The organism is Sunxiuqinia sp. A32 (assembly GCF_052690465.1).
Genome location: NZ_JBQYLI010000012.1, coordinates 87,710 through 101,680, shown reverse-complemented (window position 1 = coordinate 101,680; position 13,971 = coordinate 87,710). Strand labels below are relative to the sequence as shown.

Sequence of the window (13,971 nt, the reverse complement as noted above, 5' to 3'; positions counted from 1 at the left end):
TAAAATTCTGAAATTATGAAAAACAAAAATATATTATTTTTAATCCTGTTTGTTAGCCTCATTGGTTTTACTAGTTGCGAAGAGCAACTGAAAGAAGAGGTGTTCTCCCAGCTCGACCCATCAACCTTGTTTGCTTCTGCGAATGGTATTGAACGTGTTTTGTATGGTGCGTACGGAAATGCACAAATCATTGGTAATTTAGGTAATAATGTCTTCTGGGATGAGGAATGGACTACTGATGTTGGATGGGAAACAGGAGGTGGAGCCAACCGTAATGCAACCTTGATGATCAATTTTACATGGGATGCATCAACTCCAGATCATTTTACAGGTATGTGGAATAACATGTACCAGTCAATCCGTAATTGTAACCTGGTCCTTGAAAATATCGATCAATCTCCGGTAAGTGAATCAGTAAAAAGTCGATTGATTGCGGAAGCTCGATTTATTAGGGCATCAGCTTATTATACCCTGTACACTTATTTTGGTACCGTACCTTTAAGAATAAGAACAGATGAGGAAATGGAACTTCCAAGGGCAACAGAGCAAGAGTTGTTTACTTTTCTTGAAACCGAACTTACAGAAGCAGCACAGGATTTGCCTCAAAAAGGAGAATTATCCGGATATGCTTATGGAAGGGCAACCAAAGGAGCAGCTATTGGTTACCTCACAAAGTTCTTTTTAACTAGTAAGCAATGGCAAAAATGTGCAGATGCAGCTCAGCAACTTATGAATTTGGGAACTTATGAGTTGTGGCCCGACTATACCACGCTTTTTACTGTTGATAACGAAGAGAAGAATAATGAATACATATGGGTGTATGCAGCTTCTCCGCTGGGACCTGGAAATGAGTATATGAATGGAGCTTTCCCTCCGGGATTCCGAACTACAGTAGATGGAAGCATTGTATGGACGACGAACATGAGAAACTGGGCGAGACAAGACCGTTTGTATGATTCATTTTATAACACTTTTGACCCGGCAGATGAAAGACGTAAGTTGATTATTACGGAATATATCAATGCAGGAGGAAATGTGGTTTCTTTGTTGAATAACGATAATACTCGGGCATTCAAATTTTTACCTGATCCGGAAGCTGTGGCAAATGATCATGGGAACGACATTCCGGTGATTCGTTATGCAGATATTTTGCTGGCACGTGCCGAAGCGCTGAATGAAATTAGTGGTCCTAATCAGCCTGCAATTGATTTGATCAATGAAGTTCGTAACAGGGCAAAAGTTACACCACTTAATTTATCTGATTTTGGATCGAAAGAAGAACTTCGTGATCATATTCTAGCGGAACGTGGCTGGGAATTTTATACCGAAGGTAAACGTCGACAGGATCTGATTCGTCATGGGAAATATATTAGTTCTGCGCAAGATAGAGGTGTGGCAAATGCGCAGCCTTATCGCGTAGTTTTCCCAATTCCACAACATGAAATTAATGCCAATCCGGCATGTATACAGACTGATGGATATTAATTACTTTAAATAGTTGCATTAAAATAACAGTTCTCTTTTTGAGTGTAATTTATAAATCATAATTGCAATTCTTCGGGAACTGTTATTTTTCTTTTTATAGATAAAATGGATTAGAAATGAGGAAAAATAGAAATGAAATTATTGTTGGCTGCCTCGCACTTACGCAGTTTTTAGCATTTGGAACTTCCTGTCAAAGAAAAAATGCAGAGCAGGAGAATGTAAAAAGTCCTAATGTAATCGTTATTCTGGCCGATGATCAGGGGTGGGGGGCAACGTCCATTCTAATGAATAAGAGCATTAGTGAGTCCAAAAGTGATTTCATTCACACGCCCAATTTGGAACGATTGGCAGAAAAAGGGGTGATTTTTTCGAATGGATATGCCTCGCATCCAAATTGCTCGCCTACGCGTGCCAGTTTGCTTACAGGTAAGTCGCCTGCAAAACTTCATTTAACTGACATCGTTGAAAGGCATACTGGTCCACTCTATGAAGGAAATAAATTAATTCCTCCAACACATATTGATGGACTACCATCTAAAGAGATTACCATTGCTGAAATAATCAAAACAAATCGTCCGGAATATTCAACTGCTCATTTTGGTAAGTGGCATTTAGCAAATGGGGGACCAGCTATGCATGGATTTGATGAAAGTGATGGTGAAACTTCAAATAATGAAGGAAACCTAAGATTGGATGGAAATCCGAAGGATATTTTTGGAATTACCAGTCGGGCTATTAGTTGGATGGACCAACAGGTTAATAATGAGACGCCTTTTTACTTGCAGCTATCACACTATGCGACTCATTTAGGAATGGAATCGAAAGACGAGACAATTGCCAAAATTGGTAGTAGAACTCCGGGAGAAAGGCATACAAATATTAAGTATGCTGGTATGGCAGAGGATTTGGATGAAGGTGTTGGCTTACTTTTGGATGAAGTTGATCGATTGGGAATCAGCGAAAATACATACATTATTTATGTTGCTGATAACGGGACTTATCCAACAAATAACCCAGGCAATATTAATGGACCATTGCATGGGTGGAAAGCAACAGCATGGGAAGGTGGCATACGTGTGCCTTTTATGATTGCAGGTCCTGGAATCGAACATGCATATTCTGATTTACGTGTTGTAACCTATGACCTTTTTCCAACTATTTGTGAATGGTTAAATATTCAAAAATTACCGGATGGACTAGAAGGAGGAAGTTTGTCTGAAATAGTAGATAGCAGTCAACATGAGCAGGCAGTGAGCCGTGCAAATGATTTTCTGGTATTTCATTTTCCACATTATCAGCTTCAAAAGGGAAGTCAGCCAGTTTCAACAATAATTAAAGGAGATTACAAACTCTATAAGTTATACGAGGATAATCGTTTCATGCTTTTTAATTTGAAAGATGATGTTGATGAAACTTTGGATTTAGTTTCTGAGAAACCAGAAGTTGTTGGTGAATTGAAAGCCTTACTGGAAGGCTACCTAGAGAGCATTAATGCAGGATTGCCAACAGTGAATGAAGATTATAATGAAGCTACTGATCCGGGTCTGAAATATGTAGACGTGAAGGAAAGAATGCTAGCGGAACCATATTTTGTAATTGGCCACTAATAGTTCATTCTCTCAATTTAATTTTGATAAATGTCAAATGGATTGCAATTATTATTTTGAGACAATTCCTGTTTGTGAAAAACAGAAAAGAAATCACACTGAATTTTTTGAGGATATTTACCGGAAATACAGAGCAAATATTGATTGTTTAATTCGTTCGAGAATTCAGAAAATTTGTGATGTTGAGGATTTGGTGCAGGATGTTTTTACTAAAGTTTGGGAATATAGAGAGGAGATTGATGAAAGCAGGCCAATTCAAAGTTTATTGTTTCGAATGACAACAAACCTTGTCTATTCATACAAAAAACATGAGAATGTGGCAAGAAAACATTGTGTGTATATCGCCCAGAGACAACGGTTTCAGTTTGATTCTCCATATTCGGTTTTTTATTACAACGATATTGATTCAACTATCGAAGCAAACTTAAAAAGACTTCCCCGTCGGCAGAGAGATGTATTTAACTTGTTTTGGAAGAAAGGTTTATCTCGTCAGGAAATTGCCAAAGAAAAAGATTTGTCGGTAAGGACGGTTGATAATCAGCTTTATAGAGTGAGAAAAATATTAAGGGAGGAACTTGATAAATATTGGGCGGATGAATAATTTCAGAGCATCAGGTTAGACGGCAAGAGGGGAGGTTACTTCCCTCTTTTGCTTTATTGCTCTCTATGTAAATTCGCTAATTATTTGTCTGATAATTTGTTTCTATTATAAATTGTAATTTTTTCTTTCCTTAAATATTCAAATTATTATTTTTGTGCTGAAATATTTGAGAGAATGAAAAAACCAGCTGCTTGTGAAAGCATAAATGATGTTAGAAATGAGATCGATCGGATCGATCGCGCTGTGGTTGAATTGTTGTCGGAAAGGCAGGGATATGTGGAGGAAATTGTAAAGTTCAAGTCTGATAGAGACTCTGTTATTGCAAATGACCGTCAGGAATCTATGTGTGCAGAAAGGCGGGAATGGGCAAGTGAACTTGATTTGTCCCCTGATTTTATAGAACAATTATTCAGACAATTAATTCAGCACAATATTGAGAAAGAACTTAAACTTCTGAAGAAATAAATATAAAAGTAGGATCATGTATAAAAAAGATATTAAAGTACTTGACTGTACTGTTCGTGATGGCGGATTGATGAACAAATGGCAATTCAGCGACGAATTCGTTAAAAGCGTATACGATGCTTGTGTTGATGCAGGTATAGACTATATGGAGATTGGTTATAAAAGTAGTGAACATGCTTTTGACCGCAACGAAGTTGGTCCTTGGAAATTTTGTGATGAAAAAGACATTCGCAGAATTATTGGCGAAGGTGAACCAAAAGTAAAATTGTCTGCTTTGTGCGACATCGGTCGAATTGATTTTGACGATATACCTCCAAAGTCTGAAAGTGCAATCTCGTTAATGCGTGTTGCCTGCTATGTGCACCAAATTGATAAGGCCGTTGAGCTTGCTCACCATTGTATGGATAAAGGTTACGAGACTTCAATTAACTTGATGGCCGTTTCAAAAGTAAACGAACTTGAATTGGATGAAGCTTTGGCTGATTTGGCAAAATCAAGGGTTCAGATGGTTTACGTGGTTGACAGTTTTGGTAGCATGTATTCTGAGTCTATCGAGCACTTGGTTAATAAGTATAAAAAAGCATTGCCAGGAAAAGAGATTGGTATTCATGCGCACAACAACATGCAGTTGGCAATGAGTAATACTGTTACTTCTTTAATTAAAGGCGCAACGATGTTGGATGCAACTTTACTTGGAATGGGGCGTGGAGCAGGAAATTGCCCGATTGAAATTTTAGTTGCCTTTTTGAAAAATCCTAAGTATCGTTTACTTCCATTGCTTCAATCAATTCAGGATCACGTTGCTCCCTGGCAAAAGAAAATTGACTGGGGTTATCATGTTCCTTACTTAATTACCGGTGCATTGAATGAGCATCCTCGCAGTGCGATGGCTGTCATGGATTCGGAAGAAAAAGATGATTTCGTAAAATTTATGAAATCAATGCACGATTATGAATTATTAGAGTAATACGATTTTTGTGATATAATAAAGAGAAACCGTTTGGATATTTATTCAAGCGGTTTTTTCTTTCTATCTAGTATCATGTTTGTTTAATCTTTCCCTATATAATAAATAGCTGCTAAATAATTATTAATTCATGCCATATGAAGTCTTTTCAATTTTTATTCTAGCTATAAAAAAGATAATTTTGTCCGGCAAATAAAGAATTATTTAAAACGATTATAAATTATGGCTGACGTACAAAAGACTTTGTTGATGATCCTTGACGGATGGGGAATTGGTGATGGTTCCGAAAGAGATGTTGTTGCAACTGCATCAACTCCTTATATGGATTCATTATTGAAAGAATATCCAAATTCTCAATTGCTAACTTCTGGTGAGAATGTTGGATTGCCAGACGGACAAATGGGAAACTCAGAGGTTGGTCACTTGAATATTGGTGCAGGAAGGGTTCTGTATCAAGATATGGTGAAAATCACCAAAGCGATCAAGGACAAAAGTATGTGGGAGAATCCACAATTAATAAAAGCATATAATTACGCCAAAGACAACAATAAAAAAGTACACTTGATTGGGTTAATTGGCCCTGGAGGTGTGCATGCACTTAGCTCTCACATGGTGGCACTTTGCCAAATGGCCACCGACATGGGATTGGAAGATGTATTCGTTCATGGACTTACCGACGGACGAGACACTGATCCCCGTTCCGGTTATGGTTTCCTTGAAACTGATCTGGAAGCATTAAAAGCTACCAATGGAAAATTTGCTTCAATCATTGGTCGTTATTATGGAATGGATCGTGACAAAAACTACGATCGTCTGAAATTGGCTTACGATCTTTACACAAAAGGTGAAGGTGAAAAGTCGACTGATCTTCTTGCAACAGTTAAAGCGTCTTATGACGCGGGTGTTACCGACGAATTTCTAAAACCAATTTGTATGGTGAAGGAAGATGGAACTCCTGTTGGTGTTATTGAAGAAGGTGATGTGGTTATCTGTTTCAACTTCAGAACCGACCGTTTACGTCAAACTACTATTGCATTTACTCAGGAAGACCTTCCTGAATTTGGTATGAAAACCATGGATTTGGAATGGTATACAATGACTACTTACAAAGCTGATTTCAAGGGAATCAATGTGATCTTTGAAAAGAAGAATCCAATCAACACCATGGGTGAGATTGTTTCTAAAGCCGGATTGAAGCAAATTAGAATTGCTGAAACTGAAAAGTATGCTCACGTTACTTTCTTTTTCAGTGGAGGTCGCGAGGAAGAATTTGATGGTGAAAGCCGGATTTTAATTCCTTCACCAAAAGTTGCTACTTATGATCTTCAACCTGAAATGTCTGCACCAAAAATTAAGGATGCTATTGTTCCTGAATTGTTAAAAGGAGAGGTTGATTTTGTATGTTTGAACTTTGCAAACGGCGATATGGTGGGACATACCGGAGATTACAAAGCAATCTCTACTGCTGTAACTGCTGTTGATTCGTGTGTGAAAGAAGTGGTTGAAGCAGCCCGTTCAAAGAATTACAATGTGTTGATTATTGCAGACCACGGAAATGCGGATAACGCAGTTAACGAAGATGGCTCGGCAAATACAGCGCACTCTTTAAATCCGGTACCTTGTATTTACGTAAGTGATAACAAGAGCTTGAAAATCAGTAATGGTATTTTGGCTGATGTTGCTCCTACTTTACTTTCTGAAATGGGATTGGAAATTCCAGCTGATATGACTGGAAAAGTGTTGATTGAACGATAGACATTATAAAATACTCTGAAACCCTCCCTCATTTGTTGGGAGGGTTTTTTATTTTTGCAGATTATGCTGGAGATTGGAAAAACGATTGTAAGTTTTGATGTGTTGGAAGAACACTTTCTTTGTGATTTATTGAAATGCAAAGGAGCATGTTGTGTCGAAGGAGACTCGGGTGCACCGCTTACTCAAGAGGAAGCAGTGACAATAGAGAAAATATACCCGCATGTTGAACCTTATATGACACCTGAAGGAAAAACCGAAGTAGAACTTCAAGGGACATCTTTAGTTGATTCAGATGGGGACACCGTTACTCCACTTGTTAATAATCGCGAATGTGCTTTCACTTTTAAAGATGACAAGGGAATTGTGAAATGTGCCATTGAAAAGGCATTTCTGGATGGCAAAATCGATTTTAGGAAACCGGTGTCTTGTCATTTATTCCCGGTCCGTATTACCGAGTATAAACGATTCGATGCAGTGAATTATCAGCAATTAGACATCTGCAAACCTGGCAGAGAATGCGGTCGGGGCCAGCTATTGCCATTGTATCAATTTCTTAAAGAGCCATTAATTCGCAAATATGGTAAAGCGTGGTATGAGGAGCTTTCTTATGCTGCAGAAAGTAAACCTTGGCAAAAATAATTACGCGTCTTCCTTCTACTGATAATAATTTTTCTTTTTGGGAATAACTTTGAATTTGTACATTTAGAATTACAAAATCAAAGTTGCCTGGATAATGAAAATTCTAAAGTTACTGGATCAGCAATTTCCGTTTCTGGATTCAGTTCGTAATCGTTGGATATTAATTATTTTCAGTTTAGTATTCAGCATTTTCTTTATAAATGTTTTTGTCCCCTGGAATATCAACAGGTGGAATAATGATTCTGGTATTGAAGAGTTTATACATCTTTCAGGCTTTGGAGTTATTGCGGCTTTGGTATTGCTGATTTCCCAGTTTAGTATACGAAAATTGGTTCGACTAAAGCATTTTCGTATTTGGACTTTTGCTGTTTGGGTTTTTTGTGAATTGTTCGTAATGGCAACGCTCTTTTCTTTTTATCAGGCAAGTTGGGATGTTAATATAAATCGGTTTTTCCAAGATATACCCAATAGTTTTAAATATACTTTGCTTGCAATCTTGATTCCCTATTCACTTATCATTTTATTTCTTTCGTACGTTACACAAAAATCAAAATTAAAGCAGTTGGCAGAGACTAAAGATTTAGATGATAAAGCTGGGCTTATAAATTTTATGGATGAAAAAGGGAATGTTCGTTTCTCCATATTAGGCGATCAGATTCTTTATCTTGAATCTGCAGATAACTACGTCGTTATTTACTACAAAAGCGATGAAAGGCTGGCAAAACAGATGTTACGTAATTCGATGAAGAATATTGAAAGCTTTTTAACTAATTCTAATTTCAAAAGATGTCACCGTTCTTTTATGGTGAATCTTCAAAAAATTGAATTTATAGAATTTGAAAAATCAACCTGCAGAATAAAGTTATTTGGACTCGAAAATTTTATTCCGGTATCGCGAAAGTTCTTTCCAGAATTCCGTTCATTTACTATCCGGTAATTTTTAAACGTTGTTATTCACCCCTAAATACGCTTCTTCATCCCATTAATTTTTTCAATTCGTATTGAAAGACAATCTTTGTTTCATAATTTTATAAGTAAATAAAGTGTTGAAATTTAATTAATTGTTTGCTTAAATTTTAAAAGTTACAGATTATGAAAAAATTTGCGATGTTAATGTTAGTTGCTTTTTGTGCAACATTTGCTTCAAATTCAGCGGTTGCTTCAGGAGTAAAAGACCTGAAAGGTGCATGGAAGTATAGTGTACCATCTGCTGCATATGAATACAGTACCGGACAATTGATAGTTGATGAAATTGATGGAGTGCTTGATGTTAAAATAAAATTTATGGATGGTACTCAAATAAAAGGTGAGCAGGTGAAATTTGAGGAAGGCAAATTGTCTTTTGGAGTTTATATCGATTACGAGCTTATTAAAGTAAACCTCGAAATGAAAGAAGGAAAACTTGTTGGTAAAGTTAATAGTCCGGAGGGGATCATGGATTTTTCTGCTGAAAAGAAAGAATAGGGTATATTATAAATTGTAAAAGGCCGGCAACAAATAATAGTTGCCGGCCTTTCTTGTTTTAAATGGGGATGTCAAGTTTTAATTCACTCTTATCAATATTGTATTTTTCAAACAGCCAGTCAACCACTCGCAGATCATACCGGTTTCTACTTTCATCCTCAGCGAATCGCTCGATCATTTCTATAATTGCAGTTGTTATTTTTTGAGATTGCTCTTCAGTATAATCAAGGGCATTTAGCGCATGTGTTCTAGCATATGGATCCGGATGTTTTAAAACGTTCAACAAGCCATTAATTCCAAGCTCTTTTTCACCCAAATAGTAGAGTGCTTCAGCGGCAACAACGGCAACATCCCGCGAAGAATCATTTACAGCAACCTTTAAATCGGGAATAGTTGGTTTAGCGGAATCTTTAAGAATTAATAATCCGGTAGCTCCCCAATATCGAACGACGCTATTCTCACTTTTAAGGAAATCAAGTAGTTGGCTAATGTTTTCTTTTTCTCCAAGACTTGCAAGATCGGCAGCATTCATTATGGCACTTATTGATACAGATGGAGAACGCATGTAGTCATAAAAGGAAATATCGCCAGCAAGAATATTTCTTTCAGCCTCGGGTATGAAACCGGTATCGTAAATTTTAGTAACCCAATCTTTGTTGGCTTTTCTCATTCTATCCAGCACTTCTTTATAATTCGGGTCTTTGGCTAGGTTGTTAACTTCCCAAGGATCATTTTCAGTATCATATAGTTCCTCCAACGGCTTTTTATTCCAGAATATAGATTGAATCTCGTTGCATGTACCTGACAGGTATGCATCTTCCCAGGATTGCATTGACGGTGCCCTCCATTGATAATTAACATGTTGGCTGTATTTTCGATAGGGCATGTAGTTTCGGATATATCGAAATTGGTGGTCGCGGACGGATCGACACATGTCATAACGTTCATCCATTCGGCCACGAAACATATATGCATATTCAGGATCTACGGTTTTTTGTTCACCTAAAAAGGCATTTCCTTGCATGTATTCTGGAATCGGCACCCCGGCAATACTCAATAAAGTAGGTGCCAAATCCACAAAGCTTATCAAACGATCTATTTTTGATCCTGGTTTTTTGCCAGGAAACAAGTGTTTGAATTTTTTTGGAATACGAATTATAAAAGGTACATGCGTCCCGGATTCATACACAAAACGCTTGCTCCTTGGTAAAACTCCACCATGATCTGCGTAATAAAATACAATGGTGTTATCTGTAAGTCCGGCATCATCCAACTCTTTTAATTTTTTACCAACCCAGGTATCCATATCTTCAACCTTGTCATAGTATTGAGCCCAGTCATGTCTCATTTCCGGTGTGTCCGGATGATACGGAGGGAGTGTAACTTTATTTGGATCGTGTCTTAATTTTTCTGTTGGGATGAATTTGTGGATGCAACTTTCATGGCTGATATTGCAATTGAATACAGCAAAAAATGGTTGCCCGGATCGGCGGTTTTTGTAATGAGCACTTTTACTGCTTTCACTCCAAATGTCAGTTGTCTGGCTTCTGTCAATATTGTAATCTTCTTTTGAATTATTGGTGCAGTAGTAGCCTGCTTCTCTCAAGAACTGAGGGCTAAACCGAATTTCATTTGATTTTTTATAGAAACTTCGCATTTGCTGATTTCCACCAGAATTTGCGTAAACTCCGGTGATAATTGTATTTCTGGCAGGTGCGCATACAGGGGCATTTGCATAGGCGTGTGTATATAAAAAACCTTCAGAAGCCAGCTTATCTAAGTTGGGTGTGGTAGCGAACGCGTCGCCATAGCAACCTAAAAAGGGACTGTTGTCCTCGCTTGTCAACCATAAAATATTTGGAAGCGGTTCCTTTTCTTTATTGGTACATGAATAATTTAGACAAATAAAAATAATAATTAATACAGCAAGGGTGATGTGGTTGATTGTTTGTTGCTTCATAATTAGATAGTCAGGTTAATGTATAAATTTACGATTGTCTTTTTCAATAATGAAATCAACCTGGCATTTATATTTTAAGCCACAATCTCAATTCGATTCCCTTCTGGATCAAGAATTACTGATTCATAAAAATCATCACCTGTTGTGCGCGGTTCACCAAGTATTTTAAAGCCATCTTCTTTGAGTTGTTGGGTTAATTTATCAACTCTTTCCTTGGAGCCTGCTTTAATGGCAAAATGGGTTAATCCAAGATATTGTTTTTCCTGGATATTTCGCGATTTAGAAACCGTTGGCATTTGCATCAGTTCTATGGTGCAATCACCATCAAAAAAAAGAAAATAAGAATGAAAATCGCGGGTGTGGTTATGGTATCCACTACTGGAACTTGCATCGAAGTAATGCATATAAAAGTTTCGCATTCCTTCCAGGTCTGCGGTCCAAATTGCTATGTGTGATATTCTCATGCCTTAAGATTATTAGTAGTGTATTAAGTATTTAATTCCCACTCGTTAAAAAATTGGGTTAAATAGTTCTCCATAAATTCATGTCTTGCAATTGCAAGTTGTTTTCCTGTTTTTGTATTCATCCTGTCTTTTAAAAGCAGGAGTTTCTCATAAAAATGATTGATAGTATGTCCATTGTCCATTTGATATTCTTCAAAGGATTGGTGCATCGTTGGATTAACTTCCGGATCGAATATTAATCGATTTTTATTGCCGCCATATGCGAAAGTGCGGGCAATACCAATTGCACCGATAGCATCTAGCCGATCAGCATCTTGTACGACCATTGCCTCAATTGTTTTAGCGTGATTTTTAACTCCAGCTCCTTTATACGAAACTTGTTGAATTATTTCTATGATTTGTGTTTGTTGATCTTCATCCAACTCAATCTTTTCAAACCAGTGTTTTACTCTTTCATTTTCTTTGTAAGTTGAACCGTTGATTTTCCAATCATCCAGATCATGTAAAAGTGCTGCCAATTCAATCTGAAAAAGATTTGCATTTTCTTCTTTGCCAATTTTTACTGCAGTTTCTCTCACACGATGAATATGCCACCAATCATGTCCGCTTCCTTCTTTATTAAAGAGATCTCGTATATATTTTTCTGTTTTTAAAAGTATTTCAATTGCCTCCATTTTTAATCTGCTTTGTCCTATTCAATGTTTTATCAGAAATCGTAAGTTTGATTTTTGGGTGTATGCAAATTACTGCGATGTTGACTAATAAACAAGACAAATTAGAGATTAATTATCAAGCATTTTTCAAAAAGAAAGTTAAAAAATACTTTCATTCCACTTAAAACATTAATTTTGCTAGAATTATAATGTTTTTTCCTTGTTTTACAGGGGGTTATGGAGTGAATTATGGGAGAGTTAACAAAGCTGACCTTGCCTTTAATGTTACAGGCGAGTTTTGAGAATTTCAAGGAGAGGAATTCGCTAGTATTTGTAGGAGAGAGAGATAGGAGCTACTCAAGCCTTAAAGCTGATGTTGAAAAATTAGGTTCTCAACTGAGGGGTATGGGGGTTGAGACGGGAACAAAAGTTGCTATATTGAGTACCAACATGCCTAATTGGGGGATTGCTTTTTTTGCAATTGGGTCAATTGGCGCTGTTACTGTACCAATCCTTCCGGATTTTCATCCAGCAGAAATTGGAAATATTATTAAACATGCCGAAGCAGAAGTTATTTTTGTTTCTGAGCATTTGATGAGCAAAATTGAGACAGAGGAATTTCCACTTCTGAAAATTATCAAGATTGAAAACTTCACAGAACTTCATGCGGCAGATTATCCTGCTGTAAATACTGAATTAACTGAACCATTTGAATATGCGGATGTGGATGAGGATGATTTGCTATCCATTATTTACACTTCCGGAACTACTGGGAAGTCGAAGGGAGTTATGTTGACTCATAAAAACATTGTTTGGACTGCTCAACAAAGCCATACCTTGCAGTTCATTATTCCTGAAGATCGTTTCCTTTCAGTGTTGCCACTGTCGCATACTTTTGAAAATTCATTGGGTTTAATTTTGCCAATAATGTATGGAGCGTCGGTTCATTATTTGAAAAAGCCACCAACAGCTCCAGTACTTTTGCCAGCGTTGCAAGAAGTGAAACCAACTATTATGTTGGTTGTCCCATTAATAATTGAGAAAATATATAAAGGCAAAATACTCCCTCAAATTAATAGTAAGGCAATTACCCGAAGTTTATTTAAAATTCGACCATTTCAAATTTTATTGAGTAGGATTGCTGGTAAAAAACTAATGCAAACCTTTGGAGGAGAAATGAAATTCTTCGGAATTGGTGGTGCAAAATTAGATGATCAGGTTGAACGTTTTTTAATGGATGCCAAATTCCCGCTGGCTATCGGGTATGGGCTGACTGAAACTTCGCCTCTATTGGCAGGTGCTGTTGGTAAAAATGTAAGATACTTATCAACGGGGATTCCGATGGAAGGTGTGAAACTTCGCATTGCTAATGCAGATCCGGTGACTGGAGAAGGAGAAGTTCAGGCGAAAGGTGAAAATGTGATGAAGGGATATTACAAAGAACCTGAATTGACAAAAGATGTTTTCACTGAAGATGGCTGGTTTCGGACGGGTGATTTAGCAAAATTTGATTGGTCAGGTTTCTTGTTTATCAAGGGCCGCATTAAGAATATGATAGTTGGAGCCAGTGGCGAAAATATCTATCCTGAAGAGATTGAATCGGTAATTAACCGGATGGAATATGTTTTGGAATCATTAGTTGTGCAACAAAAAGGACGACTGGTGGCAATGGTTCATTTAAATATGGAAGAGATTGAGCAGCGGGTTCGCAATATGAAATCATTAAAAGATGAAGCTGTTCACAAGATAAATAATAGGGTTGATGACATTCTAAAAGAAATTCAGCAAAAGGTAAACGAAGAAGTGAATAAATTTTCCAGAATTCAGCAGATTGTTTTACAGCCAGTGCCTTTCGAAAAAACTCCGACTCAAAAAATTAAACGATTTTTATATTATTAATGATTTCAAGCA

13 protein-coding genes are annotated in these 13,971 nt (G+C 37.1%); 10 read left to right on the top strand and 3 right to left on the bottom strand.

Features of this window, described 5'->3' with window-relative positions; all coding sequences use genetic code 11:
• The first annotated feature begins 15 nt into the window (after positions 1-15).
• The 9 genes from ACUNWD_RS13305 to ACUNWD_RS13265 all read left to right on the top strand — a co-directional run bounded on the left by ACUNWD_RS13305 (position 16) and on the right by ACUNWD_RS13265 (position 8,983).
• Entirely contained in the window at positions 16-1,485 is a 1,470-nt protein-coding gene (locus ACUNWD_RS13305; protein ID WP_445588314.1) for a RagB/SusD family nutrient uptake outer membrane protein, read from the top strand.
• A gap of 116 nt (positions 1,486-1,601) precedes the next feature.
• Complete coding sequence (locus ACUNWD_RS13300) at positions 1,602-3,092, top strand: sulfatase (protein WP_445588313.1); 1,491 nt, start codon at positions 1,602-1,604, stop codon at positions 3,090-3,092.
• A gap of 37 nt (positions 3,093-3,129) precedes the next feature.
• Positions 3,130-3,693, top strand: a complete 564-nt coding sequence (locus tag ACUNWD_RS13295; RefSeq protein ID WP_445588312.1) for a sigma-70 family RNA polymerase sigma factor — start codon at positions 3,130-3,132, stop codon at positions 3,691-3,693.
• 174 nt (positions 3,694-3,867) lie between these two features.
• On the top strand, positions 3,868-4,158 hold the full coding sequence (locus ACUNWD_RS13290; protein ID WP_445588311.1) for a chorismate mutase: 291 nt from the start codon (positions 3,868-3,870) through the stop codon (positions 4,156-4,158).
• Positions 4,159-4,174: 16 nt separating this feature from the next.
• The gene (locus ACUNWD_RS13285) at positions 4,175-5,125 is read left to right on the top strand and encodes an aldolase catalytic domain-containing protein (protein ID WP_445588310.1); all 951 of its coding nucleotides are present in this window, start codon (positions 4,175-4,177) and stop codon (positions 5,123-5,125) included.
• Between the two features lie 222 nt (positions 5,126-5,347).
• Positions 5,348-6,880, top strand: coding sequence for a 2,3-bisphosphoglycerate-independent phosphoglycerate mutase (gene gpmI / locus ACUNWD_RS13280; protein WP_445588309.1), 1,533 nt, complete (start codon positions 5,348-5,350; stop codon positions 6,878-6,880).
• Positions 6,881-6,943: 63 nt separating this feature from the next.
• Positions 6,944-7,519: a DUF3109 family protein gene (locus tag ACUNWD_RS13275; protein WP_445588308.1), complete on the top strand. Its 576-nt coding sequence runs from the start codon at positions 6,944-6,946 to the stop codon at positions 7,517-7,519.
• 94 nt (positions 7,520-7,613) lie between these two features.
• A complete protein-coding gene (locus ACUNWD_RS13270) occupies positions 7,614-8,456 on the top strand; it encodes a LytTR family DNA-binding domain-containing protein (RefSeq protein WP_445588307.1) in 843 nt (280 codons plus the stop codon).
• A 155-nt stretch (positions 8,457-8,611) separates the two neighbouring features.
• On the top strand, positions 8,612-8,983 hold the full coding sequence (locus tag ACUNWD_RS13265) for a hypothetical protein (protein ID WP_445588306.1): 372 nt from the start codon (positions 8,612-8,614) through the stop codon (positions 8,981-8,983).
• A gap of 58 nt (positions 8,984-9,041) precedes the next feature.
• On the opposite strand, the gene ACUNWD_RS13260 is transcribed toward ACUNWD_RS13265, so the two are convergent.
• The 3 genes from ACUNWD_RS13260 to ACUNWD_RS13250 all read right to left on the bottom strand — a co-directional run bounded on the left by ACUNWD_RS13260 (position 9,042) and on the right by ACUNWD_RS13250 (position 12,081).
• Positions 9,042-10,943 (bottom strand): sulfatase-like hydrolase/transferase, encoded by a 1,902-nt coding sequence (locus ACUNWD_RS13260; protein ID WP_445588305.1) that lies wholly within the window; start codon positions 10,941-10,943, stop codon positions 9,042-9,044.
• Between the two features lie 74 nt (positions 10,944-11,017).
• Complete coding sequence (locus tag ACUNWD_RS13255; protein WP_445588304.1) at positions 11,018-11,407, bottom strand: VOC family protein; 390 nt, start codon at positions 11,405-11,407, stop codon at positions 11,018-11,020.
• A gap of 23 nt (positions 11,408-11,430) precedes the next feature.
• Positions 11,431-12,081, bottom strand: a complete 651-nt coding sequence (locus tag ACUNWD_RS13250; protein WP_445588303.1) for an HD domain-containing protein — start codon at positions 12,079-12,081, stop codon at positions 11,431-11,433.
• Between the two features lie 228 nt (positions 12,082-12,309).
• Here ACUNWD_RS13250 and ACUNWD_RS13245 point away from each other — a divergent pair, with 228 nt between their 5' ends.
• The gene (locus ACUNWD_RS13245; RefSeq protein WP_445588302.1) at positions 12,310-13,959 is read left to right on the top strand and encodes an AMP-binding protein; all 1,650 of its coding nucleotides are present in this window, start codon (positions 12,310-12,312) and stop codon (positions 13,957-13,959) included.
• Positions 13,960-13,971: the final 12 nt, after the last annotated feature.